This is a genomic window from Hongsoonwoonella zoysiae (assembly GCF_013266695.1).
Taxonomy (GTDB): domain Bacteria; phylum Pseudomonadota; class Alphaproteobacteria; order Rhizobiales; family Stappiaceae; genus Hongsoonwoonella; species Hongsoonwoonella zoysiae.
The window spans coordinates 511570-535021 of the sequence record NZ_JABRXF010000002.1; the positions used below are offsets into that span (position 1 = coordinate 511570).

21 protein-coding genes and 1 tRNA gene are annotated in these 23452 nt (G+C 59.4%); 13 read left to right on the forward strand and 9 right to left on the reverse strand.

Annotation, left to right across the window (positions count from 1 at the left end; translation table 11 throughout):
* Nucleotides 1-76 precede the first annotated feature (76 nt).
* The 12 genes from tpiA (at nt 77) to HPQ64_RS13625 (ending at nt 15544) form a co-directional block, all read left to right on the forward strand.
* A complete protein-coding gene (gene tpiA, locus HPQ64_RS13570) occupies nt 77-829 on the forward strand; it encodes a triose-phosphate isomerase (RefSeq protein ID WP_172889023.1) in 753 nt (250 codons plus the stop codon).
* A 100-nt stretch (nt 830-929) separates the two neighbouring features.
* Nucleotides 930-1313, forward strand: coding sequence for a preprotein translocase subunit SecG (gene secG / locus HPQ64_RS13575; RefSeq protein WP_172889024.1), 384 nt, complete (start codon nt 930-932; stop codon nt 1311-1313).
* A gap of 121 nt (nt 1314-1434) precedes the next feature.
* Complete coding sequence (gene pyrG / locus HPQ64_RS13580; RefSeq protein WP_172889025.1) at nt 1435-3063, forward strand: CTP synthase; 1629 nt, start codon at nt 1435-1437, stop codon at nt 3061-3063.
* Nucleotides 3064-3074: 11 nt separating this feature from the next.
* The gene (locus HPQ64_RS13585; RefSeq protein WP_172889026.1) at nt 3075-3947 is read left to right on the forward strand and encodes a VOC family protein; all 873 of its coding nucleotides are present in this window, start codon (nt 3075-3077) and stop codon (nt 3945-3947) included.
* A gap of 165 nt (nt 3948-4112) precedes the next feature.
* A complete protein-coding gene (locus HPQ64_RS13590) occupies nt 4113-5270 on the forward strand; it encodes an efflux RND transporter periplasmic adaptor subunit (RefSeq protein ID WP_172889027.1) in 1158 nt (385 codons plus the stop codon).
* Between the two features lie 6 nt (nt 5271-5276).
* Nucleotides 5277-8459 carry an efflux RND transporter permease subunit gene (locus HPQ64_RS13595; RefSeq protein WP_172889028.1) on the forward strand — a complete coding sequence of 1061 codons (3183 nt, stop codon included), beginning with the start codon at nt 5277-5279 and terminating at the stop codon, nt 8457-8459.
* 404 nt (nt 8460-8863) lie between these two features.
* Nucleotides 8864-9697 (forward strand): FAD binding domain-containing protein, encoded by an 834-nt coding sequence (locus HPQ64_RS13600; RefSeq protein ID WP_172889029.1) that lies wholly within the window; start codon nt 8864-8866, stop codon nt 9695-9697.
* 13 nt (nt 9698-9710) lie between these two features.
* Complete coding sequence (locus HPQ64_RS13605; protein WP_172889030.1) at nt 9711-10205, forward strand: (2Fe-2S)-binding protein; 495 nt, start codon at nt 9711-9713, stop codon at nt 10203-10205.
* Entirely contained in the window at nt 10202-12622 is a 2421-nt protein-coding gene (locus HPQ64_RS13610; RefSeq protein ID WP_172889031.1) for an aerobic carbon-monoxide dehydrogenase large subunit, read from the forward strand. The genes HPQ64_RS13605 and HPQ64_RS13610 overlap by 4 nt, the downstream gene beginning before the upstream one ends.
* A gap of 35 nt (nt 12623-12657) precedes the next feature.
* On the forward strand, nt 12658-13530 hold the full coding sequence (locus HPQ64_RS13615) for an AAA family ATPase (RefSeq protein WP_172889032.1): 873 nt from the start codon (nt 12658-12660) through the stop codon (nt 13528-13530).
* Entirely contained in the window at nt 13527-14720 is a 1194-nt protein-coding gene (locus tag HPQ64_RS13620; RefSeq protein ID WP_172889033.1) for a vWA domain-containing protein, read from the forward strand. The genes HPQ64_RS13615 and HPQ64_RS13620 overlap by 4 nt, the downstream gene beginning before the upstream one ends.
* A gap of 11 nt (nt 14721-14731) precedes the next feature.
* Nucleotides 14732-15544 (forward strand): XdhC family protein, encoded by an 813-nt coding sequence (locus HPQ64_RS13625; protein ID WP_172889034.1) that lies wholly within the window; start codon nt 14732-14734, stop codon nt 15542-15544.
* Between the two features lie 101 nt (nt 15545-15645).
* Here the strand turns inward: HPQ64_RS13625 and HPQ64_RS13630 are convergent, their stop codons facing one another.
* The gene (locus HPQ64_RS13630) at nt 15646-15972 is read right to left on the reverse strand and encodes a GYD domain-containing protein (protein WP_172889035.1); all 327 of its coding nucleotides are present in this window, start codon (nt 15970-15972) and stop codon (nt 15646-15648) included.
* Nucleotides 15973-16099: 127 nt separating this feature from the next.
* Between HPQ64_RS13630 and HPQ64_RS13635 the strand changes: the two genes are divergently transcribed.
* Nucleotides 16100-16468 carry an AAA family ATPase gene (locus HPQ64_RS13635; protein ID WP_172889036.1) on the forward strand — a complete coding sequence of 123 codons (369 nt, stop codon included), beginning with the start codon at nt 16100-16102 and terminating at the stop codon, nt 16466-16468.
* Here HPQ64_RS13635 and HPQ64_RS13640 read toward each other — a convergent pair.
* From HPQ64_RS13640 to HPQ64_RS13675, 8 genes are all read right to left on the reverse strand, one after another.
* Nucleotides 16462-17577, reverse strand: coding sequence for a Glu/Leu/Phe/Val family dehydrogenase (locus tag HPQ64_RS13640; RefSeq protein WP_172889037.1), 1116 nt, complete (start codon nt 17575-17577; stop codon nt 16462-16464). The two genes, HPQ64_RS13635 and HPQ64_RS13640, sit on opposite strands and share 7 nt — an antisense overlap.
* A complete protein-coding gene (locus tag HPQ64_RS13645) occupies nt 17578-18666 on the reverse strand; it encodes a dihydrolipoamide acetyltransferase family protein (protein WP_172889038.1) in 1089 nt (362 codons plus the stop codon).
* On the reverse strand, nt 18663-19643 hold the full coding sequence (locus HPQ64_RS13650; RefSeq protein ID WP_172889039.1) for an alpha-ketoacid dehydrogenase subunit beta: 981 nt from the start codon (nt 19641-19643) through the stop codon (nt 18663-18665). The genes HPQ64_RS13645 and HPQ64_RS13650 overlap by 4 nt, the downstream gene beginning before the upstream one ends.
* Nucleotides 19636-20727, reverse strand: a complete 1092-nt coding sequence (gene pdhA, locus HPQ64_RS13655; protein ID WP_172889595.1) for a pyruvate dehydrogenase (acetyl-transferring) E1 component subunit alpha — start codon at nt 20725-20727, stop codon at nt 19636-19638. Before pdhA ends, HPQ64_RS13650 begins: the two co-directional genes overlap by 8 nt.
* A gap of 54 nt (nt 20728-20781) precedes the next feature.
* Nucleotides 20782-21333 carry an HPF/RaiA family ribosome-associated protein gene (locus tag HPQ64_RS13660; RefSeq protein ID WP_172889040.1) on the reverse strand — a complete coding sequence of 184 codons (552 nt, stop codon included), beginning with the start codon at nt 21331-21333 and terminating at the stop codon, nt 20782-20784.
* 53 nt (nt 21334-21386) lie between these two features.
* On the reverse strand, nt 21387-22067 hold the full coding sequence (locus tag HPQ64_RS13665; protein ID WP_172889041.1) for a phosphoribosyltransferase: 681 nt from the start codon (nt 22065-22067) through the stop codon (nt 21387-21389).
* A 4-nt stretch (nt 22068-22071) separates the two neighbouring features.
* Nucleotides 22072-22764 carry a dienelactone hydrolase family protein gene (locus HPQ64_RS13670; RefSeq protein ID WP_172889042.1) on the reverse strand — a complete coding sequence of 231 codons (693 nt, stop codon included), beginning with the start codon at nt 22762-22764 and terminating at the stop codon, nt 22072-22074.
* 383 nt (nt 22765-23147) lie between these two features.
* Nucleotides 23148-23223 (reverse strand) — tRNA-Lys (locus HPQ64_RS13675).
* Nucleotides 23224-23452: the final 229 nt, after the last annotated feature.

The following is a 23452-nucleotide window of genomic DNA, read 5'->3' on the forward strand; positions in this document are numbered from 1 at the left end:
GAGAAGCAAGCTTGATCCGTCTTACGATTCTGATAGCACATTGCCGCAAGACAATCGGGAAACGGGATAAAAACTCATGTCGCGCAGCATCAAGCCGCTGGTGGCGGGAAACTGGAAAATGAACGGGGTATCCGAAAGCCTTGTCGAAATGGAAGCATTGAAGACCGGTCTGGCGGGCGGAAGCGCGAATACGGATGTCATGGTCTGCCCGCCGGCAACACTTGTCGCATCTGCCGCAAATGCCGCGGACGGTTTGCTCGCGATCGGCGGGCAGGATTGCCACTGGAGCGAAAAAGGCGCGCATACCGGCGATATTTCGGCGGAGATGTTGGCCGATGCCGGCGCAAGTGCCGTGATTGTTGGTCATTCCGAGCGCCGTGCCGACCATGGCGAAAGCAATGAAGTCGTGATGAAAAAGGCGGAAGCTGCCTGGCGGGCGGGTCTTGTCGCCATCATCTGCATCGGCGAGACCGAATCGGAGCGCAAAAGCGGGCAGACGCTTCAGGTTGTCGCCGAGCAACTCGCCGGCTCGACCCCCAATGGGGCAAGATCAGAAAATACCGTGATCGCCTATGAGCCGGTCTGGGCGATCGGCACCGGCCTTACGCCAACCGCCGACGATGTGGCCGACGTCCATGCCTTTATCAGGCAGAAGCTTTCCGAACGTTTCGGTGCGGAGGGAGCCGCAATGCGCATTCTCTACGGCGGTTCGGTCAAACCCGCCAACGCAGCCGAGCTCATGGGTGTGGACAATGTCAACGGTGCGCTTGTGGGCGGAGCAAGCCTGAAGGCCGCGGATTTTCTGGGCATCATTGCCGCTTATCGTTGAAGTTTGCCCGACAGGTGATCATTTATTCGTGGCAAGGGTGGAAAGCCTCGGCGCATTCGTGTAGAAGGCGCCTCAATTCCACGGACAAGACTGGCTTTCGATGGAAACCGTAATCATCGTCATACACTTGATGGTCGTGCTCGCACTCGTGCTCGTGGTCCTGCTGCAGCGCTCCGAAGGGGGTGCTCTGGGGATTGGCGGCGGTGGCGGCGGCCTCATGTCAAGCCGCGGCAGCGCGAATGTGCTGACCCGCGCGACCGGAATTCTCGCCCTTCTGTTTTTCATCACCTCGCTGGCGCTCGCTATCCTCGCGCGCAATGATGATCGTCCCGCGTCGATCCTCGATGCCGCGCCGAATGGTGCCTCCGCACCGGCAGGGGATGCATCCGGCAACGGCCAGGGAATTCTCGACCAGCTCAAAGGGCAGGGCCAGCCGCAGCAGGCTCCGGCGCCGAGCGGTCCGCAGGTGCCCGCCGCGCAATAAGCGGCGGGGATCCTTCTGAATTCGAACAGGGCGCCCTGCGCGCGTTTCGCGGGGCGCTTTTCTGTGTGTTACAAAAAATTCCGGCGGTTTAATCCGTCGCGAAGCGATATGGTAATGGTCCATGGCGCGTTACATCTTCATCACCGGCGGCGTGGTTTCCTCCCTTGGAAAGGGCTTGGCCTCTGCAGCCCTGGGCGCTTTGCTTCAGGCGCGCGGCTATAAGGTCAGGCTTCGCAAGCTCGATCCCTACCTCAATGTCGATCCGGGCACCATGAGCCCGTATCAGCACGGCGAGTGTTTCGTAACCGATGACGGGGCCGAAACCGATCTCGACCTCGGCCATTACGAACGCTTCACCGGTCGTCCAGCGAACCGCATGGACAACATTACCACGGGGCGGATTTATCAGGATATCATCGCCAAGGAGCGGCGGGGCGATTACCTCGGCGGGACCGTGCAGGTGATTCCCCACGTAACCGACGAAATCAAGAATTTCGTGCTCGACGGTAACGAAGGTTATGATTTCGTTCTCGTTGAAATCGGCGGCACCGTTGGCGACATCGAAGGCCTGCCGTTTTTCGAGGCGATCCGCCAGCTTGGCAACGAATTGCCGCGTGGACACGCTGTCTTTATCCACCTGACGCTGATGCCCTTCATCCCGAGCGCCGGAGAATTAAAGACCAAACCGACGCAGCACTCGGTGAAAGAGCTCCGCTCCATTGGTATCCAGCCCGATATCTTGATGGTGCGTTGTGACCGGAAAATCCCCGAGAATGAGCGACGAAAACTCTCGCTATTCTGCAACGTGAGGGAAGGTGCGGTCATACCCGCCTACGATGTGGCATCGATCTACGATGTGCCGATGGCCTATCACGAGGAAGGGCTTGACGATGAAGTGCTGGCCGCATTCGGACTTACAGGTGCGCCGGCTCCGAATCTCGACCGCTGGCGGGAAATTTCCCACACCATCAAGAACCCGGAAGGCGATGTCACGATCGCGATCGTCGGCAAGTACACGGTGCTTAAAGACGCCTACAAGTCGCTGATCGAGGCGCTTGTGCACGGGGGCATAGCCAATCATGTCCGCGTCAATCTCGAGTGGATTGAATCGGAAATCTTCGAAAAGGAAGATCCATCGCCATGGCTTGAAAACGTCAACGGCATTCTGGTGCCGGGCGGCTTCGGTGAGCGTGGTTCGGAAGGCAAGATCGCTGCGGCGGGTTTCGCGCGAACTCATAAAATCCCGTATTTCGGGATTTGTTTCGGCATGCAGATGGCCGTTATCGAGGCTGCCCGCAACCTGGCCGGGATCGATGATGCCAATTCGACCGAGTTCGGCCCAACGGACGAACCTGTTGTCGGGCTCATGACGGAATGGATGCGGGGCAACCAGGTGGAAATTCGCAATGCGGAGGGCGATCTTGGAGGCACGATGCGCCTTGGCGCCTATCCCGCGCGGTTCGAGGATGGATCCAAGATCGCCTCGATCTATGGCTCAACCGAGATTTCCGAACGTCATAGGCACCGCTACGAGGTCAATATCGCCTACCGAGAGAGGCTGGAAGCGGCGGGACTGCGCTTTGCCGGAACTTCGCCTGATGGTGTGTTGCCGGAGACAGTCGAAATTGATGATCACCCCTGGTTCATAGGCGTCCAGTATCATCCCGAGCTCAAGTCGCGCCCGTTCGAGCCGCATCCGCTGTTCGCTTCCTTTATTTCGGCTGCGGTCGAAAAAAGCCGTCTGGTCTGATGGGGCGGGCGGTGAGAAGCCTTGAGCGCGGTCTCGATCATGTCGTCTGGGCAGTCCGGGATATCGCGGCCGCGTCGGCCTTTCTCGAGAACATCGGCTTCACGCTGACGCCGCTGGCACGTCATCCTTGGGGAACGGTCAACCGGCTGGTTCAACTGAACGGTTTTTTCTTTGAACTCCTGTCGGTTGGCGATGAGACGCTCATTCCCAATGCGGGCGAAGGAGCGTTTTCTTTCGGCGCTTTCAACCGCGATTTCCTCGAGCAACGCGAAGGTGGCTCGATGTTGGTGGTGGAAAGCAGTGATCCCAAGGAGGACAAACAAACCTTTGAAAAGGCGGGGCTTCCGTCATTCAAACCGTTCTCATTCGAACGCATTGCAAAGAGTCCCGATGGCAGCGAACGCAAGGTCGCATTCGATCTGACTTTCACGCGTGACGAGCGCGCGCCAGACATTGGCTTCTTTACCTGCCATCATCGATTCCCGACGAATTTCTGGCAACCCAAGTTCCAAAAGCATCCCAATTCGGTAACTGAGATTTCCGCCGTGGTCATCGTCGTGGACGAACCGGCGGAGCACCACATCTTCTTTTCGACCTTCACAGGCATTCGGGAAACACGCACGACAAGCCTTGGCATCGAGATTTCGACGCCACGCGGGGATATCGATCTGCTCACACCTGCGGGCTACCGGGCTCTCTACGGCGGCGAGGCAGCCGATGCATCCGGTATTTCCCCATCGATCGCGGCCATTCGAATGATCGTGGAAGACCGGGATACTCTTGAAGCCTACCTGAGGGATGCCGGTATTCGCTTCTATCGATCGCAAGCCGGCGTTGTCGTTCCGGCATCCGGGTGTTTCGGCCTTTCCCTGATTTTCGACTAGAGTGCCTCTTTGCTCTCGAGGCGGCTCTTAACCCTTAGCCGGGCGGGTGCGTTTTCGTCTAAGGCTTGGCGAACAGTGAAATTTTAGGTTTGTGTTCCGCAGCTTCCCGAATAATCTGACGTGGCGTAATTTTCTGCGCCGCGTGTGGGAGAGGCGGGAGGCCAGATGCCTGAAAATTTATTTCTCCGTTCGGGAGCCTTCCGTTTCCTCCGGATAATGGCCGCTGCGGCAATTCTGGCCGGGTGTCAGGATGACCAGCGGGCCGAGAGCACGCCGGAAGCCCCGTCGGTGCAGGTTTCGGCGGCGCGCGAACAGGAAGTGCGCCGTTCCGCGCAGTTCGTCGGCCAGATACAAGCCGTGGATGACGCTGAACTGGTAGCCCGGGTTTCGGGCTTTCTGGAAACCAAGGATGTGAAGGACGGCGCTGTCGTCAAAAAGGATCAGATCCTTTTCACGATCGAAAAGGCGCCCTATCAGGCTGCGCTCCTGTCCGCAAAAGCCGAGGTTGCAAAGGCGGAAGCGGATGCCGCGCTAAAGGTGGCGGATCTGGAAAGAGATGAGGATCTCTACCAGAAGGGGCATGTTTCAAAGGCGAAATACGAGGCGACGCTGGCGGCAAAGCAGCAGGCGGATGCGGCTGTGGAAGCTTCGAAGGCAGCACTGACCCAAGCAGAGCTAAACCTTGGTTACACGGATATAAAGGCGCCCTTCGACGGGCGGATCGGCAAGGTGGTCTACAGCGTTGGCGATGTGGTGGGACCGAGCGCGGAACCGGTCACCCGATTGATAAGCCAGGCGCCCGTTTATGTGAGCTTTTCCGTCAGCGAACGGGATTTGCTGAACGCCATAAAGACTACCGGCACCGATCCTGACGACCCCAGTGCCAAGGATAGGCTGCCCAACTTGAGATTGTTGCTCCCGAATGGCGAAACCTTCGATGAAAGCGGGCGGATTGTGTTCATCGACAATGTCGTCGATCCGAACACCGGCACGATCTCGGTTCGAGGCCAGTTCGAGAACGATAGCAAGATCCTTGTGCCGGGAACCTTCGTGACGGTCACCATCGAAGCGCCGGTGACTACCGAGGCAGTGGTCGTTCCGCAAGCCGCGATCCAGCGCGATCAAAAGGGCCCGTTTGTGCTTGCGATCACCGATCAGGAGATGGTCGAGCAACGCTACGTGGAGCTTGGCGAGCAGGTCGGAGGTGATTTCGTCGTCAAGGAAGGATTACAGGAGGGCACCAGGGTTATTGTTCAGGGGTTGCAGAAGGTGCGGCCCGGCGTGCCGGTAAACGCAGTGTTGAGCGACCAGCCGGCGGGGTAAGGCAGGATGTTTTCCGCATTCTTCATCTACCGGCCCAAGTTTGCGTTGGTAATTTCACTCGTCATCACCATCGCAGGCATCCTCGGATACATCGCGCTTCCCGTCGCACAGTTTCCCGAAATCACCCCACCTGTGGTGAATGTTAGCGCGACCTATACCGGCGCAAACTCCGAAGTGCTGGAAGAAACGGTCGCAGCCCCCATCGAAGCGCAGGTCAACGGCGTGGACGACATGATCTATATGTCGTCCAACAGCACCAATTCGGGCAATTATTCGCTGAATGTGACCTTCAACGTCGGCACGGATCCGGACATCGCCACCGTCAACGTGCAGAACAGGGTGAGCCAGGCGACAAGCCAGCTGCCGAGCGAGGTAACGAAGAACGGCGTGACGGTGCAAAAAGCCAGCACGAACATGTTGCTTGTCATCACGCTCTATTCGCCGAACGGCACCTATAACGAAGTTTTCCTGTCGAATTATGCCTCGATCAACCTGAAGGATACGCTTGCCCGCGTGAACGGCGTCGGCAAGGCGGAAGTACTGACGGATTTCGCCTATGGCATGCGCATCTGGCTCGATCCCAACCGCATGGCAAGCCTTGGCATGACGCCTTCGGATTTCATCACGGCCATTCAGGACCAGAATATTCAGGTTGCAGCCGGCGAAATCGGGGCGCCGCCGGTTCCGGCAGGCCAGCAGTTTCAATACACGATCAAGGCGAAGGGGCGGCTCGATTCGGTCGAGGAGTTCGAAAATATCGTCCTGCGCACCGGCGCCGACGGGGCCATCGTGCGCATTGGCGATGTGGCCCGTGTCGATCTCGGCTCGCAGATTTATGCCGCGAGCGGCAAATACGATGGCCAATCTTCCACGGTTCTCGCGATCTACCAGGCGCCCGGCGCCAATGCGCTTGCGGTTGCCGAGGGAGCGTTGAGCAGACTTGAAGAACTGGCAAGGTCGTTTCCCGAAGATATCGAATATTCCGTGCCCTTCAACACGACGGATTTCGTGGAGCAATCGCTCAACGATGTGATCTCCACGTTGATGCTGACGTTCATGCTCGTGGTTTCCGTGGTGTTCATCTTCCTTGGAAACTGGCGGGCAACGATCATTCCCGTCGTCGCGATACCGGTATCGTTGATCGGCACATTCGCAGTGCTTTTGGCATTCGGAATGTCGCTCAACACGATCAGCCTGTTCGCGCTTGTGCTTGCGATCGGTATCGTCGTGGATGATGCCATCGTCGTCGTGGAAAACGTCGAGCGCATCATGGCGGAGGAGGGGCTGGCCGCCAAGGAAGCGACCGCAAAGGCCATGGGCCAGATTACAGGCCCCGTCGTTGCGACGACGCTTGTGCTCCTGGCGGTTTTCGTGCCGACAATCTTCATGCCGGGCATCACCGGCCGGCTTTATTCGCAGTTCGCCGTCACCATCTCCGTATCCGTGGTTATTTCCTCGATCAATGCATTGACGCTTTCGCCGGCGCTTTGCGGGCTCGTGCTGAAACAGCGCTCTCAGGCCACGGGAATATTCGCCGTCTTCGATCGCGGCATCGACCGGGTGCGGAACGGCTACACAGGTGTCGTTGGCCGTCTGGTCAGGCGCTCCTTTGTCGGCATCATCGCGGTTGCGATCATCATCGGGGGCATAGTCCTGTTGAGTGGGCGGCTGCCTTCAGGCTTTCTGCCGCTGGAGGACCAGGGTTACCTGATGGTCGACGTACAGCTTCCGGACGGGTCCGCACTGGAGCGCACGGAAGCGGTAACGCAGGATATCGAGACACGACTTGAGAATGTCGAAGGCATTGCCCATGTCGTGACGGTGAACGGCTACAGCATCCTGAACAGCGGCCTGCTGCCGAACGGCGCAATGCTGATCGTAACACTGACGCCCTGGGATGAGCGGCAGGAACCTTCGCTGAAGGTGGATTCAATCCTGGCGAGGCTCTGGCAGGAATTTTCCACCATCGCCAGCGCCAATATCATCGCGTTCAACGCACCGCCAATCCCCGGCCTCGGCACGACGGGCGGCGTGGAGATGAAGCTGCAGCAGACCGGCGGTGGCACGCCGCAAGATCTTGCTTCTGCTGCCGGTTCGCTGGTGTATTCGGCCAACCAGTCTCCCGGAATTGGGCAGGCATACTCGACCTTCCGCTCCAATGTTCCCCAGGTTTTCGTGGACCTCGACCGGGAGAAGGCGAAGACCCTCGGCGTAAATGTGTCCGATGTGTTTCTGACGCTCCAGGCCTATCTTGGGTCTTATTACGTCAATGATTTCAACCTTTTCGGGCGCGTTTACAAGGTCATGATCCAGGCGGAGGGCGCGTTCAGGAACCGCGTGGAGGATATCTCTCAGCTCTATGTGCGTTCCAACACGGGCGAAATGGTTCCGCTTCGCACGCTCGTTGCGGTGGACAACGTCCTGGGGCCGCAGATGATCAACCGTTACAACATGTTCCGCTCCGCATCGGTGAACGCGGAGCCAAGGCCCGGTGCTTCGACCGGTACCGTGATCAACAGCATGGAAAGCGCGGCGATCGAGGCCCTGCCGCCTGGCTATGCCTACGAATGGACAGGTACGGCGTTGCAACAGAAGGGAGCCGGGGCGATCGTGGTCTTCGTCCTGCTTCTTTCGATCCTCTTTGCCTATCTCTTCCTGGTCGCCCAGTACGAAAGCTGGTCGATGCCTGTGGCGATCCTGATGTCCGTAACGGTGGCGCTTCTCGGTGCGTTCCTGGCGGTTCTCGTGACCGGAGGCGATGTCAATCTCTACACGCAGATCGGCATGGTGATGCTTGTCGGGCTCGGAGCGAAAAACGCGATTCTGATCGTGGAGTTCGCCATGGAGCAGCGGGCGGGCGGAAAATCCATCCTGGCGGCGGCAGCGGAAGCCGCGCACTTGCGTTTCCGTGCTGTCATGATGACGGCGCTCTCGTTCCTTCTTGGCGTCGTTCCGCTGATGACGGCGTCAAGCGCAGGAGCGGCCAGCCAGAAAGCCATCGGTTTTGCCGTGTTTGGCGGCATGTTCCTCGCGACAACCATCGGAGTGATCCTGATCCCGGTGCTTTACGTGGTGATGCAGATCCTGCGCGAACGCGTAAAAGGCCAATACAAGGGCGCGGATACGCCGGGCGAGCCAGCGGAAGAAAACGCCAGGACGAGCGAAAAAGCCGAAGCACCGACGGGCTGAGTAACAGGCCTCAGGAAGAAGCCGCTATGCACGCCCGACTCCCGCTTGGTATATCAAGCCAAAGGTCGCTGAAATTCTTCAATTTTATGGAATTCGATGTCTATTTCGACAGTCTAATGCGAAAAGAGGTTATTTGCGTTGCGGTAGCGTACGAAAAAGTATTATGATATTGTAATCATTAATATATTTTAAATCTATCATAATAATATCCTGATAAGAATTTACGTAACGCCATAATATGTTTGATGAAAAAGATGTAGTTGCATTGGTGCGGTGCGTATTGCATGCGGAGCACAAGTAAGATCAACATCGTTGAAATTGCGGAGTGGCGAAGTCCCCGGGAGGACACGCAAAGCGATTGCAAGCGCCGGATAATGGCGCGCCGGCAGGGAGGAAACAGGGACATGATTCCTGGTGTGTTCGAATATCATCGACCGTCGACCCTGACAGAGGCGGCTGGTCTTCTGACCCGCTTCGGCGACGAAGCGCGTGTGCTTGCGGGAGGGCACAGCCTGATCCCGATGATGAAGCTGCGCATGGCAAACCCGGAGCATCTGGTCGACCTCCAGGATGTGGGCGAGCTCAAGGGCATATCCATTTCAGGCGGTGAAATTTCCATCGGCGCGATGGTCACGCAGCATGAATTGATCGACGACAAGGCACTTGCCACGGCGGTTCCGATTATCCGGGAGGCCGCGTTGCAGATCGCCGATCCGCAGGTGCGCTATGTCGGCACGATCGGCGGAAACGTCGCGAATGGCGACCCGGGTAACGATATGCCGGGGCTCATGCAGTGCCTTAATGCGACCTATGAGGTTGCAGGGGAAAAGGGGACAAGGCGGATTGCGGCGCGAGAGTTTTATGAAGGCGCCTATTTTACGGCTCTTGCGGACGACGAGATACTGAGCCGCGTTATCTTTCCGAAACCCGATGCCGGCACGGGCTACGCATATGAAAAGCAGAAGCGCAAGATCGGCGACTACGCGACAGCCGCAGCGGCAGTGATGATTGGTAAAGCCGGCGCATCCATTGCGATGACGAACCTGGGCGACACGCCGGTCTGGTCGACCGAGGCCAATGACGCGCTGACGAACGGCGATGTCGAAGGCGCGGTAAACGCGGCGATGGCCGCCATCAATCCGGCGTCGGACAATCGCGGGCCGGCGGAATTCAAGAAACATCTCGCGGGCGTCGTTCTCCGCCGCGCGATCGAGCGCGCGCAAAGCCGTGCCAGCTGAGCGGGAGGGACAGATGTCGAAGATGCATGTCAAGATGACGGTGAACGGAAAGGAAGTGGAAGCGCTGGCCGAACCGCGCATGCTGCTGATCCATTTCCTGCGCGAGGAACTGAACGTCACAGGGCCGCATATCGGCTGCGAAACGACCCACTGCGGGGCATGCACGGTCGATCTGAATGGCAAGTCCGTGAAAGCCTGCACGGTTTTCGTGGCCCAGGCGAACGGGGCGAATGTCACCACGGTCGAGGGGCTGGTGAATGAAGACGGCACGCTCGGCGTGCTTCAGGAGATGTTTCGCGAGCATCATGGTCTCCAGTGCGGTTTTTGCACGCCGGGCATGATTACCCGCGCCCATCGCCTGCTTCAGGAAAACCCGAACCCGAGCGAAGAGGAGGTTCGCTTCGGCATGTCGGGCAACCTGTGCCGCTGCACGGGATATCAGAATATCGTCAAGGCGATCCTGGCCGCCGCGGCCGAGTTGAACGCTGCGAAGGAGGCTGCGCAATGACCGAGGCAACGCAAACCAGGGAAGACCGCGCCACCGCCCTTAAAGGTCTCGGGACCGCGCGAAAACGGGTCGAGGATGTTCGCTTCACGCAGGGCAAGGGCAATTACGTCGACGACATCAAGCTCGACGGAATGCTGTTCGGCGATTTTGTCCGCTCTCCTTATGCGCACGCAAAGGTCGTTTCGATAAACGCCGATGCGGCACGCGCGCTGCCGGGAGTGGTTGCCGTACTTACCGCAGCAGATCTGGAGCCGCTCGGCCTGCACTGGATGCCGACACTTGCGGGCGACAAACAGATGGTGCTTGCAGACGGCAAGGTCCTGTTCCAGGGACAGGAGGTGGCCTTCGTCATCGCCGAGGACCGCTATATCGCGGCGGATGCGGTTGAGCTTGTCGAGGTTGAATACGAAGAGCTGCCCGTTATCGTCGATCCTTTCAAGGCGCTCGATGCCGATGCGCCGGTGCTGCGGGAAGATATTCGCGACCAGATGGAAGGCGCCCACGGCCCTCGCAGGCACAACAACCACATCTTCACCTGGGAGCAGGGCGACAAGGCGGCGACGGAAGCCGTGCTTGCCGGGGCCGATGTCGTGGCCGAGGAGATGATTTACTACCATCGCACGCACCCTTGCCCGCTTGAGACATGCGGTTGCGTTGCTTCCATGGACAAGGTGAACGACAAGCTCACGCTCTATGGCACCTTCCAGGCGCCGCATGCGGTGCGCACCGTTGCCTCGCTCATTTCGGGCATTGCCGAGCACAATATTCGGGTCATATCGCCCGATATCGGCGGCGGTTTCGGCAACAAGGTCGGCGTCTATCCGGGTTATATCTGCTCCGTCGTCGCTTCCATCGTGACCGGCAAGCCGGTGAAATGGGTGGAAGACCGGATCGAGAACCTGACGTCCACCGCCTTTGCCCGCGATTACTGGATGAAGGGCAAGATCGCCGCGACGAAGGACGGCAAGATTACCGGTCTCTGGTGCCACACGACCGCCGACCACGGCGCGTTCGACGCCTGCGCGGATCCGACGAAATTTCCCGCCGGCTTCATGAACATCTGCACCGGGTCCTACGACATCCCGACCGCATATCTTTCCGTCGACGGCGTTTATACCAACAAGGCGCCGGGCGGCGTGGCGTATCGCTGCTCGTTCCGGGTGACGGAGGCAGCCTATTTCATCGAGCGGATGATCGAGGTGCTTGCAATCAAGCTCGGTATGGATGCGGCCGAGCTTCGGCGGATCAACTTCATCCGCGCCGACCAGTTCCCGTATCAGTCGGCGCTTGGATGGGAGTACGACTCAGGCAACTATCACGCGGCCTGGGAAAAGGCGATGAAGGCCGTCGACTACGAGGGCCTGCGTGCCGAACAGGCGAAGCGCCTCGAGGATTTCAAGGCCGGCAAGACTCGCAAGCTGATGGGGATCGGCCTTACGCATTTCACCGAAATCGTCGGTGCCGGCCCGGTGAAGAATTGCGACATCCTTGGCCTTGGCATGTTCGACAGCTGCGAGATCCGCATCCACCCCACAGGATCGGCGATCGCGCGGCTTGGCACCATCAGCCAGGGGCAGGGACACGCGACGACATTCGCGCAGATCCTGGCTTCCGAGATCGGCATACCGGCAGACGACATCACGGTAGAAGAAGGCGACACTGATACCGCCCCGTACGGCCTTGGTACCTACGGGTCGCGCTCCACGCCGGTAGCCGGTGCAGCGACCGCAATGGCCGGGCGGAAAATACGCGCCAAGGCGCAGATGATCGCCGCTTACCTGCTGGAGGTTCATGACGACGACGTGGAGTTCGACGTGGACCGCTTTGTGGTCAAGGGCGCGCCGGAGCGCTTCAAGACCATGAAGGAGATTGCCTTCGCCTCCTACAACCAGGCGATACCGGGCGTGGAACCTGGACTTGAGGCGGTGAGCTACTACGATCCGCCGAACATGACGTACCCCTTCGGCGCCTATGTCTGTGTCGTCGATGTGGATGTCGATACCGGCGTCACCGACATTCGCCAGTTCTATGCGCTGGACGACTGTGGAACGCGGATCAACCCGATGATTATCGAAGGGCAGGTCCACGGCGGATTGACCGAGGCGCTCGCCATCGCCATGGGCCAGGAGATGGCCTACGATGAAATCGGCAACGTCAAGACGGCTACGCTGATGGATTTCTTCTGGCCGTCGGCCTGGGAGACGCCGAATTATCGAACGGACTGGACGACCACTCCATCGCCTCATCACCCGATCGGCGCAAAGGGCGTTGGCGAAAGCCCGAATGTCGGCGGCGTTCCCTGTTTTTCCAATGCGGTTCATGACGCGTTCCGGCCTTTCGGCCTGACCCAGACAAATATGCCGCATGATCATTGGCGTGTCTGGAAGGTTGCCCATGATCTTGGCCTTCATGGCTGAGAAGCGGGTTCACGACGCATGAAAGGCTGTCTGGAATGAACCATCGGGACCTTCAATCTCAACTCGCCGAGGCCGGCTACGTCGCGGATGAAAATCTGGCCATGGCGCTCTATCTGGCGCTGTCGCTTGGGCGGCCCCTTCTTCTTGAAGGGCCGGCCGGCGTCGGCAAGACGGAGATCGCCAAGGCCTTGGCGGAGGTGCGCGGCGCACGGATGATCCGGCTGCAGTGTTATGAAGGGCTCGATGCTTCCGCCGCGATCTACGAATGGAACTACCAGCGCCAGTTGCTGGCGATCCGCGCGGCGGGAGAGGGTGAGGCCGCCAGTGCCGTCGAAGAGCGGCTGTTTTCGGAAAAATACCTGTTGCGCCGTCCGCTTCTGGAGGCGATTTCACAAGACGAGCCGCCTGTTCTTCTGATCGACGAGATCGACCGTGCTGATGAGGAGTTCGAAGCTTATCTTCTCGAAATCCTGTCAGATTTCCAGGTATCCGTACCGGAGCTCGGTACGATTCAAGCCAAGTCGCGCCCGATGGTCGTATTGACGGCCAATGGGGCGCGCGACCTGTCGGATGCGCTGCGCCGCCGCTGCCTCTACGCTTATATTTCCTATCCCGACAAGGAAACGGAACTGGCGATCCTCGCCCGTCGCGGGCCGCAACTCGAGCCGCGCCTTGCCACGCAGATCGTCGGTGTCGTTCAGGCGCTGCGGCGCGAGGAGCTGGAAAAGAAGCCCGGTGTCGCCGAAATGCTCGACTGGGCGGCGGCACTTGCGGGGCTTGGTGTCAACGATCTGGCCGATGATCCCGCCTCGGTTCAGGCGAGCATCGTCTGTCTGCTCAAGACCGCTGCGGACCGGGACGCCGTGCCGGGCGAAGTGCTCCAGCGGCTGATCGGTAAGGCGGCATGAGTACGGTCACCCGATTTCCCGCTCGCGCCTCCGGCGTTGCGGAGCGGGTATCCGGCTTCATGGCGCACCTGCGCCTGAACGGCATGAAAGCAGGACCGGGTGAAACGGCGGATGCGCTAGGGGCGCTTGCGCTGGTTGACGCAGTTGACCCCGATCAAGCGCGGTTGGCGTTAAAAACACTGATTGCCACCGGTGCGGAGGATTGGCGCAGATTCGACGATCTGTTTGACGCCTATTGGTTCAATGCGGGCCGTCAGCATCGCGAAGCACGGCAATCGACCCATATTCGAACCCAATTGCGCCGCCCGACGATCTGGCAGCCGCATTTTGGCGTAGATGCGGATGGCAATGCTTCCAGCGAGCCAGAATCCGGTTCGCCGGGTTCTGACGATGAAGGGGTCGAGAGCACGGAAGGCAGGCTTCTTGCCACACGCACCGATGCGTTTACCCGCAAAGATCTTCGCGAACTCATGAATGAGGAGACGCTGCGCCGCGCCGAGATCATCGCGCATGATCTTGCACGTGCGATCAGGGATAGGCGGTCCCGCCGGCGAAAGGCCGCGCGTAAGGGCGTGGCACCCGACATGCGGCGCATCATCCGCAAGAGCCTTGCGCGGGGCGGCGATCCGCTCGACCTTGCCTTCAAGCGTCGGCCCGACCGGCCAATGCGGATTGTGGCGCTTGCCGATGTATCAGGCTCCATGTCGGTTTATGCGCGTGTGTTCCTTTCGTTTGTAAAGGGGCTCGTAAGCGCCGAAGGGGCGACCGAGGCCTATCTTTTCCATACGCGGCTGATGCGGGTTACGCCTGCGTTGCGTGACCGGGACGCGTTGAGGTCGGCCGCGCGCCTTTCCCTGATGGCCGAAGGTTTCGGTGGCGGCACCGATATAGCCGGCAGCCTTTCGGCTTTCGCCGACGCCTATGCAGCAAAGGCGCTCAACAGGCGTACGGTGGTGATCATCCTTTCCGATGGATATTGTACCTCCGAGCCGCGCAAACTGGCGGCTGCCCTTGCACGCATTCGCCGGAAAGCGGGACGCATCGTCTGGCTAAATCCGCTCAAGGGCTGGCGGGATTTCGCGCCGGTTGCGGCAGGAATATCCGCCGCGCTTCCCTATTTGGATGCGCATCTTCCGGCAAACACGCTTGAGGCGCTGTCAGCACTTGAGGGTGAATTCGCCAAGCTTTGAAAGTCGATATCATGACGAGCTTCGACATTTTCGACACAATCGAACGGCTTCGCGCGGAGGGGCGTCCGTTTTGCGTCGCGACCGTGCTGCGCGCTGCCGGTATTACGGCCGCCAAGGCCGGCTGCAAGGCAGCGATAACGGATACAGGAGAAATCATCGGCCATCTGGGTGGGGGATGCGTGCAAGGCGCGGCCCGCAAGGCTGCCGTCGAGGCCTTGTCGTCCGGCGAGCCGGGCATAATCCGGGTCAAGCCGTCGGAGACCGTCGTCTCGCTTGAAGACGATGACGGAGTGAGGCTTTACAAAAGCGGCTGCCCGTCGGGCGGCACCGTTGATATTCTGCTTGAGCCATACCGCAGGCCGCCGATGGTAGTGATATTCGGGAAAACGCCGATCGCCCGAGCAGTTGCGCGTCATGCCGCAATGCTCGGGTACGACATAGCGGCGACCGTCGATCCCGATGGAATCGCCGGTCAATACCGGTTGATCGAAAATGCCGATCTTTCGGAGCTTGGACTGTCGGCGGGCGACTTCGTCATCGTCGCGACGCAGGGCGAGGGCGATCTCGCGGCACTTCGTGCGGCGATTGAAAGCCCTGCAGACTATGTGGGAATGGTCGCCAGCCGGCGGAAAGCCGAATTCCTGAAGCAGAAACTCGCTGAAAGTGGAATGGCGCCTGAGCGGCTTGCCCGCCTCGTATCCCCTGCCGGACTGGATCTGGGCGGCGTTGATCCCGGAGAGATCGCCATCTCCATCCTTTCAGAAATCGTTCGCCGCCGACATGCCGGGAGCATCGAGAACGGGCTGATCTCGGTCGAAAGTTAGATGATAAACCCAAATATACTCTCGTTTCGGCAATCAATTGCACCCCGGAAGTGAATTCACTCCCGGGGGTGCGATGTAACCGGTGCTTCGGCAGAGAATAGCTATTTCTTCGGTTTGTAGGTGACGGATGATGCCTTACGCATCGCCGCGACGCCGTCTTCCCCGCTCATCAAAACCGTTGTCCTGCCGGACTTCATGGCACCACCGGCCGCGACGGCCATGCCTACGGACGCCATGCTGACATTATCCGGAACGTCCATGATGAGGGCGATGTCGAATTCGCCGAATGAAAGCCATGCACCGACGAGCTTTCCGCCGACGGATTCGCACACCGCCTTTCCTACGGTCTCTACACGGTTTTGAGGATCGGCAAGCTGCGCGGCCCAGGATTCGGGCGTATAAGCGCCTTGGTACAGGTAAAGCGTCATAGTTTATCCTCCCATCGTTAAATACGAGCTGGATACACCCGACTGCCATTGCAGTTTACCACATCAGAAGTATGCATCGCCGATATTTACTCTTCTAAGTAAGAATCCGTATAAATTATATCCGGTAATGGAGCTGAAATACGAATTCAATTTGATGTATTGCCTTGTGTTCGTTCAAGTATCTATGGTTGAATTTATTTTACTGAAGGGGAATTTTTCAACGAAAACAAAGGTGTCTCCTCTGGAGAACGGGATCCCCTTCCACACCGAACCTTTTTCGGTATGTCGCGATCGAGTTTCAGGCAGGAGAGGCCGGAAGCTTACAAAAACAATGGATGAGCTGGCCGATACCCTGCGGGCGGGCTTGCCTGCCGTTTGCCAAAGCCAGAAATATCAAACGCGGCGCGGAACGATCGACGAAGAATTTCAAAAGGCTCAGGTAGAAGCTTTTGCGACCTCCAGAAACAGGCTTCCAGGAGTCGTATCATTCTATTGAGAATGCCACCTTCGCAGGTGCATGGCTTTGCGTACACGTTCCGTTGCCAATTCTACGGCTGCCCTGCGTGGTGTGGAGTTGTCGTCTCTTGCGCGTTCGAGCACTTCATTCGCATTGCGGCGGATCTTTTCCTCAATCGTGCGTAATGCGTCCGCTTCGGTGCCGCCACGATATTCGACGGATGCGCAGATGACGCCGCCGGCATTCGCAATGAAATCCGGAAGAGAAAGAATGCCGCGCTCGTGAAGGCGTGCTTCGGCTTCCGGCGTCACCGGAATATTCGCGCCTTGAAGCACCAATTTGCAGTCGACCCGGTCGACGTTATCCATGCGAAGAACGTCGGGGCGGGCGGCGGGTATCCAGATGTCGCAGGCGGTGCCGACTATGTCATCGCTGCCGAGCTTCCGGCCTTTTTCATAGTCGCCGATTTGGCCTCCGCTTTCCTTGAATGCGATGAGATCGGCGACGTCGATACCGTCCGGATCGTGGATCGCGCCACTGGAGTCCGATGCCGCCACGAGCACCGCTCCACGTTGGGTGAGAAAGCGCGCGGCATGCTTGCCCACCGCACCGAAGCCCTGGATCGCGACGCGCGCGCCTGCAAGTTCGATATCGCAGAACGGCTCCGCAGCCTCGGCAGCTATGGCCAGGCCAAATCCGGTCGCTCCGATCTCGTCAAGCGGTATTCCGCCAAGTTCGCGCGGCAGTCCGACGGACCGTCCTGTTTCGTCCTTTATCCAGGCCATGGAGGTTTCATTCGTGCCCATGTCGGGGCCGGGAATGTATTCCACTAGATCCCGTATTTCGCAGGCGAATGCACGAATATGGGCTTCCTTGTCGGCGCTCTTCATGGCCGGATCGCCGAATATGACGGACTTCGCGCCGCCATGGGGGAGGCTGGCAGCGGCATTCTTCAGCGTCATCGCGCGGGCGAGGCGGAAGCACTCGTCGACGCTCACATCGGGTGCCATGCGCGTTCCGCCGATTGCCGGTCCCGCCGCGATATTGTCGACAACGACAATCGCCTTGAGGTCAACGGCAGGATTGTAAAGATGAACAATCTTCGAGGGGCCGATCTCGTCAGCAAAACGGAAGATGCTTTCGGCCATTCATTCCTCCAATGCCTTCATAATTTTCATCAAAAACCGAGCGGCTTCCGCGCCTGTTACCGCCCGGTGGTCGAATGTGAGCGACAAGGGCATCACCCGGCAGGCCGCCACCTTACCCTCCACGATGCGCGGTTCCGTGGTGATCCGCCCGGCGCCGACGATTGCCACCTGTGGCGGCATGACGACGAGGTTTGCATGGCGCCCGCCGATCATGCCGAAATTCGACAAGGTGATGGTCTGATCGCGAAGTTCATGTGCGGGGATCGTGCGCGCTTCCACATCCTTGCGCATGGCGTTGAGCCCAGCGCGCAGATCCTTCTTCGACCGATTGCCGGCATCACGCAATACGGGCACGAACAGGCCTTCCTCCGTGTTCGTCGCAATTCCAAGGTCGATCCTGGCGTGCAGCAGTCTCGCCTCGCGTCTGCCGTCATACCAGGCGTTCAATGCAGGTTCCGCCTTGCAGGCGGCGGCGGTGGCGAGGACGAGACGAAGCGTGATGTCTTCGTTGGCTTTCCAGCCGGACAGGTTGGCCTCGTCGGTGACATTGGTGGTGGCGACTTCGGCATGCGCACGCGCCATGTTGCGGGCCATCGCCCGGCGCACGCGCCTCAAGGGTTCATAGCCTTCGCTGGGGGGCTGCGACGCCGCGGCTTCCACATCCTTTCGGGTAATCGTTCCGTCCGGGCCCGTGCCTGTGATAGCGGCCAGGTCAATACCGCGATCGGCTGCGAGTTTGCGGGCTGCCGGAACCGCCCTTATGGCTGAACCCTCCCGCCGGGAGGGCAAGCTTGCAGCCGCAGTGCTTTCCTTAGACAGGGTACCGACAACGGCGCCGGCGTCCTCTCCAGTGCCTTCAATATCGAAATCGGCGACCGGCGCGCCGACCTCGATGATGTCGCCGGGTTTGGCATGCAACACCGTTACAGTTCCCGACCACGGGGCAGGCACCTCGACAACCGCTTTCTGGGTTTCCACTGAGACGAGGGGTTGGTCGGCAACGACCCTTGCACCTTCGCTGACATGCCAGGCGACCACCTCTGCATCCTGCAGCCCTTCTCCGAGATCCGGCAGCGTGAAGGTCTTCATGCGTACTCCATCGTCTCGCGCGCGGCTTTCAAAATTCGCACCTTCGACGGCATGTAGTGATGCTCCATCTTTGGAAGCGGCATCACCGTGTCGTACCCCGTCACCCGTCTCACCGGCGCCAGAAGGCTTGCGAGCGCACCTTCGGCTACCCGGGCTGAGATTTCCGCGCCGAAACCGCCGGTGAGCGGGGCTTCGTGCACGATGACAAGACGGCCCGTCTTGTCGACGGATCTCAAGATCGTATCGGCGTCTAGCGGCTTCAGCGTCGCCACATCGATCACTTCCGCGCGGATGCCGTCCTCCGCGAGGTCATCGGCCGCCGCCAGCGTTTCCATGATCATCGCACCCCAGGTCACGTAAGTCAGGTCATCGCCTTCGCGCAAGGTGAAACAGCGGCCCAAGTCGAGGGCCGAGCCGTCGTCCGCGAAATCTTCCTTGAAGGCGCGGTATATGCGTTTGGGCTCGAGAAAGACTACGGGATCGGGATCCCGGATGGCCGCCAACAGAAGGCCGTAAGCTCTGGAAGGCGAAGAGGGGATAACGACCTTCAAGCCCGGAACATGGGCGAAGATCGCTTCCGTGCTTTCCGAATGGTGCTCCGGCGCGTGTATGCCGCCGCCATATGGCGCGCGCAGAACCATGGGGCAGGCAAGGCGGCCTCGCGTACGGTTCCTGAGCCGTGATGCATGGCTGACGATCTGGTCGACAGCCGGATAGATGAACCCCATGAACTGGATTTCGCCAACTGGCCTGAAGCCCTGCGCCGCAAGCCCTACGCACACGCCGGCGATTGCCGATTCCGAAAGGGGAGTATCGCGTACGCGCATGTTACCGAAGCGTTGCAACAGGCCTTCGGTTGCCCGGAATACGCCGCCGTCGGCGCCCACATCCTCGCCCAGTACGATGACATGCGGGTCTTCTTCCATGGCGCGCGCCAAGGCAAGCCGTACCGCTTCGACGAGTGTGATCTCACCCATCGTCAGACTCCCGGGCGAAAGCGACAGCCTCGTCGCGCTGATGCGCCAGATCGGGCGGGCATCGCGCATAGAGGTAGTCGAAGATATCGCCGACGTTTGCGACGCCTGCGGAAAGGTATTCATCGACCGCGGCGCCGACCGCTTGCACGCATTCGCCGATCAACGTTTCTTCATCGCTCTTCGACCAGGCATTTTGGGAAACCAGGTAGGTGCGAAGGCGCGCGACCGGATCTTCCTTCCAGTGCGCGGAAACTTCCTTTTCATCGCGGTACCGGCGGGCATCATCGGCGGTTGTATGATCCGACAACCGGTAGGACACGGCTTCCACGAGGCTAGGTCCGCCACCGTCGCGCGCGCGCTCGATTGCCCTCGATGCCGCGTCACGTACGGCGATGACATCGTTGCCGTCCACCTGTGCGCCCGGCATGCCTGCGGCAATTGCCTTTTGCGCGAGTGTTTCGGCTGCAGTCTGCGCCGAGCGTGGCACAGAGATCGCCCACTGATTGTTGTTGATGATGAAGACGGCGGGCAACTTCCAGGCGCCGGCAACATTCAGCGCTTCATAGAAATCGCCTTTGGAGGTTGCGCCGTCGCCGCCAACGGCAACCGCTACCCGCTTCTCATTGCGTGATTGAAAGGCGGCGGCGACACCCGCCGCATGAGGAAACTGCGTGCCGACCGGAACGCATACCGGGAAGTCTTCCTTCTGTTCCTTGAAAGCACTGCCACGTTCATCGCCGCCCCAATAAAGGAGCGCTTCTTTCAGCGCAACGCCACGCCAGATTTGTGCGCCTTGCTCGCGAAACGAGGGCAGGAGCACATCTTCGGGACGCATCGCACTTGCAACGCCAATGGCAACCGCTTCCTGCCCGAGCGAGGACGCATAGGTGCCAAGCCTTCCCGTCCGTTGAAGCGCGACGGCTTTTTCGTCGAAGGTTCTGGTCAGCACCATTGCTCGGTAGAGAGGCAAAAGGTTTCGCGCATCCACGGCGAATGCCGGCAATTCGCACGTGGTTCTGCCGTCCGCGTCCAGAAACCCGGTGAATTCGACGCTGAACGTCGTTTTGTTTTTGTGTCTTCGAATGGCCGTTTCCCCTCTTTTGTGGCGGCGCCGCCACTAAGGAAATCGCTAGTCTCGCTATACCGGTGCCACCGCAGACGCATACGGACCTTTCTCGCCTTCGTGCTCGGTAAACCTGACGTCTATCCCGGTCGTCAGGTCATCCCACTGCCCGTCGGCGGTCAGGCTCTCGCGCCTGAAGAAGAACTCCCGCCCGTCAAGCGCGCGAATAAAGCCGAAACCTTCATCCGCCACCATTCGCACTATTGTGCCATGTGATTTCATGGGTTCGGGCTTGATGCGGTGTCCGCTCATCTTTCGAACGGCATCCTCCAACTGACGCTGTGCGGCGTTGAAGCTATCACGGATCGCCACCATAACGTGTTCGTGGGCGTGGTTTTCTTCCGGTTCCCGGCCCGCGACGATTTCCGCGCCAGGAACAGTTATGTCGACATGGACGTGATAGATCTTGCCTTTGTGGCCGTGCCTGTGAGGCAATTCGACGGTTACACGGCAGGACGTCATGCGGCTGTGAAATTGTTCAAGGCGCTCGATCCGCTTGCGGATCGTATCTTCTATCCGGGGCGAGGATTCCAGCCCCTTGAAGGTGATTTGAGGCGATACTTGCATGGCTTCGGCCTTCTCCTCCGAGGTGCGATTGTCTTTTGGCGTCGCGCCGAACATCAAGCTGAATTGGATTTCGTTACGCCCTGTTTTGCCGGGGCGATCGGATGCGCGGTGAGAATGCCGATTACCTCTTTGTCGTCCAATTGATCGAAATGCCGGTAGTAGGGGCTGATCGCCTGGAACGTTTCAGGCGAATAAAGGCAAATGACTTCATCGACCTCCCGCGCCAGTTCTGCGATCGTTTCGGGCGGAGCAACAGGGACCGCGAGAATGATTTTTGCCGGGTTCTTCCGGCTCAGGCCACGGATTGCCGCTCGTACCGTCGCTCCCGTGGCAATGCCATCATCCACGACGATGGCAATTCGCCCCTCGATCCCGGCGCGCGGGCGATCGTCGATGTACTGTTGCCGCCGGCGCTCGATCTCCTTCAGTGCCTGTTCGGCCGCCTTGTCGAAATCGCCGGCAGAAACCCAGGCAAGCCGGATGACGTTGTCATTGCGAACAGTGACCGGTTCGTCGCCGTCTATCAATGCGCCCATGGCAAGTTCGGGTTGCCAGGGTACGCCGATCTTTCGAACGATTAGCAGGTCAAGCGGAGCATCGAGCTGCTCGGCGATCTGCGCGGCAACCGGCAGACCGCCGCGAGGAAGCGCCAGGACGACGGCGTCCCGGCCTTTATAGTCGGACAGTTTTCCGGCCAGCTTCCGGCCGGCATCTGTGCGGTCGTCGAACATCATCAGATCAACCTGCGCGAGCCTGTCGCCTCGGAGTAGTCATACGGGCGGTGAACCAGTCGGAAGCTTCGCGGATCACAGCCTCAAGTGCGCCGGGTTCGTCGAAAAGGTGGGTTGCGCCCGGAACGATCGTCAGCTTCTTTTGGCAGCGAAGCTGCGCCAGAGCATCCTCGTTGAGGGCAAGAACATCCCTGTCGGCGGCGCCTACGATCAATAAGGTCGGCGATGACACGGAGGAAAATGCGCAAGCGGCGAGGTCCGGCCGCCCGCCGCGTGAAACGACGGCGGAAATACGGCGTCCGAAAGCTGCTGCGGCGATAAGTGCCGCAGCGGCGCCGGTGCTTGCACCAAACAGGCCGATAGGAAGGCGCGATGTCTTTTCGTAGGCCTCGACCCATTTGATAGAGTTCACCAGCCGATCGGCCAGAAGTGGGATGTCGAATACCTTGCGGCGGTCTATCGCCTCGTCATGCGTCAGCAAATCGAACAGCAATGTTGCAAAGCCCGCTGCACCAAGCCCCTCGGCAACCTGGCTGTTGCGCGGACTGAGGCGGCTTGAGCCGCTTCCGTGCGCGAAGATCACAATCCCATGGGGATGCTCCGGCAAGTGCAAAATTCCGGGCAGGCCCGAGGGTTGGATAATTACATCCTCGACCGGCAGGGTAACGTTATCGGTTGAGCGGGCGGCATGGGGAAACATTGTCCTGCTCCTTACCTGAGCGGCCACACTGCTCCCCCGTCGGTGTTCTGTCGTTGATCGTGATCAATAATTGCCTGGAAGCGGAAAACGCCCACGGAGCCGAAGCACATCGTGCCGGGTCCAAAACGGATCTGGCGGAAGAGACATGCCGACATGGTGCCTTGGAAAAACTGGCGTTACGGAGAGGTTCGCGCTCTCATGGCAGTGCCTAGTTTGATCGGTGCCTGGATACAAAGCTCACGGCGGCGGAGAGGGAATGTTCGAGAGATGCTTCGACGAACCCGCGAATGATCTTCACAAGATCACCGCGCCGTGGCACATGCGCGCAGCTGACCATTCATCTTGGACGCAATGTCTGACATTGGCCAAGATATTGACGAGTTTGGTGAGCCCGCAGGGGCTCGAACCCTGGACCTACTGATTAAAAGTCAGTTGCTCTACCAGCTGAGCTACAGGCTCTCACCAAGCTCCGGAACGATGTCCGTCGATGGAGCGAAGACATAGCGACTCGTTTGGGCAAGGGCAAGCCCTCGTCGACCGAAAGACGAGGATATCAAGAGTGGATGAGATTTGGACGGAAAAGGATGGGTAATGCCGGAGAAGTTTAGGAAAATTGATCCGACGGGCATGTGATCCGTACTCAAGAAAAGGCTAGATGCGGTTTTCGGAAATACGGGGCTGAAGATGC

Coding starts and splice junctions, on each gene's coding strand:
- HPQ64_RS13670 (WP_172889042.1), bottom strand. CDS start 22,764: ATGTTTCCCCATGCCGCCCGCTCAACCGATAACGTTACCCTGCCGGTC.
- HPQ64_RS13640 (WP_172889037.1), bottom strand. CDS start 17,577: ATGGCCGAAAGCATCTTCCGTTTTGCTGACGAGATCGGCCCCTCGAAG.
- HPQ64_RS13600 (WP_172889029.1), top strand. CDS start 8,864: ATGATTCCTGGTGTGTTCGAATATCATCGACCGTCGACCCTGACAGAG.
- HPQ64_RS13665 (WP_172889041.1), bottom strand. CDS start 22,067: ATGATGTTCGACGACCGCACAGATGCCGGCCGGAAGCTGGCCGGAAAA.
- HPQ64_RS13630 (WP_172889035.1), bottom strand. CDS start 15,972: ATGACGCTTTACCTGTACCAAGGCGCTTATACGCCCGAATCCTGGGCC.
- HPQ64_RS13635 (WP_172889036.1), top strand. CDS start 16,100: ATGGAGCTGAAATACGAATTCAATTTGATGTATTGCCTTGTGTTCGTT.
- HPQ64_RS13645 (WP_172889038.1), bottom strand. CDS start 18,666: ATGAAGACCTTCACGCTGCCGGATCTCGGAGAAGGGCTGCAGGATGCA.
- HPQ64_RS13595 (WP_172889028.1), top strand. CDS start 5,277: ATGTTTTCCGCATTCTTCATCTACCGGCCCAAGTTTGCGTTGGTAATT.
- secG (WP_172889024.1), top strand. CDS start 930: ATGGAAACCGTAATCATCGTCATACACTTGATGGTCGTGCTCGCACTC.
- HPQ64_RS13620 (WP_172889033.1), top strand. CDS start 13,527: ATGAGTACGGTCACCCGATTTCCCGCTCGCGCCTCCGGCGTTGCGGAG.
- HPQ64_RS13610 (WP_172889031.1), top strand. CDS start 10,202: ATGACCGAGGCAACGCAAACCAGGGAAGACCGCGCCACCGCCCTTAAA.
- HPQ64_RS13650 (WP_172889039.1), bottom strand. CDS start 19,643: ATGGGTGAGATCACACTCGTCGAAGCGGTACGGCTTGCCTTGGCGCGC.
- HPQ64_RS13625 (WP_172889034.1), top strand. CDS start 14,732: ATGACGAGCTTCGACATTTTCGACACAATCGAACGGCTTCGCGCGGAG.
- HPQ64_RS13660 (WP_172889040.1), bottom strand. CDS start 21,333: ATGCAAGTATCGCCTCAAATCACCTTCAAGGGGCTGGAATCCTCGCCC.
- tpiA (WP_172889023.1), top strand. CDS start 77: ATGTCGCGCAGCATCAAGCCGCTGGTGGCGGGAAACTGGAAAATGAAC.
- HPQ64_RS13605 (WP_172889030.1), top strand. CDS start 9,711: ATGTCGAAGATGCATGTCAAGATGACGGTGAACGGAAAGGAAGTGGAA.
- pyrG (WP_172889025.1), top strand. CDS start 1,435: ATGGCGCGTTACATCTTCATCACCGGCGGCGTGGTTTCCTCCCTTGGA.
- HPQ64_RS13615 (WP_172889032.1), top strand. CDS start 12,658: ATGAACCATCGGGACCTTCAATCTCAACTCGCCGAGGCCGGCTACGTC.
- HPQ64_RS13590 (WP_172889027.1), top strand. CDS start 4,113: ATGCCTGAAAATTTATTTCTCCGTTCGGGAGCCTTCCGTTTCCTCCGG.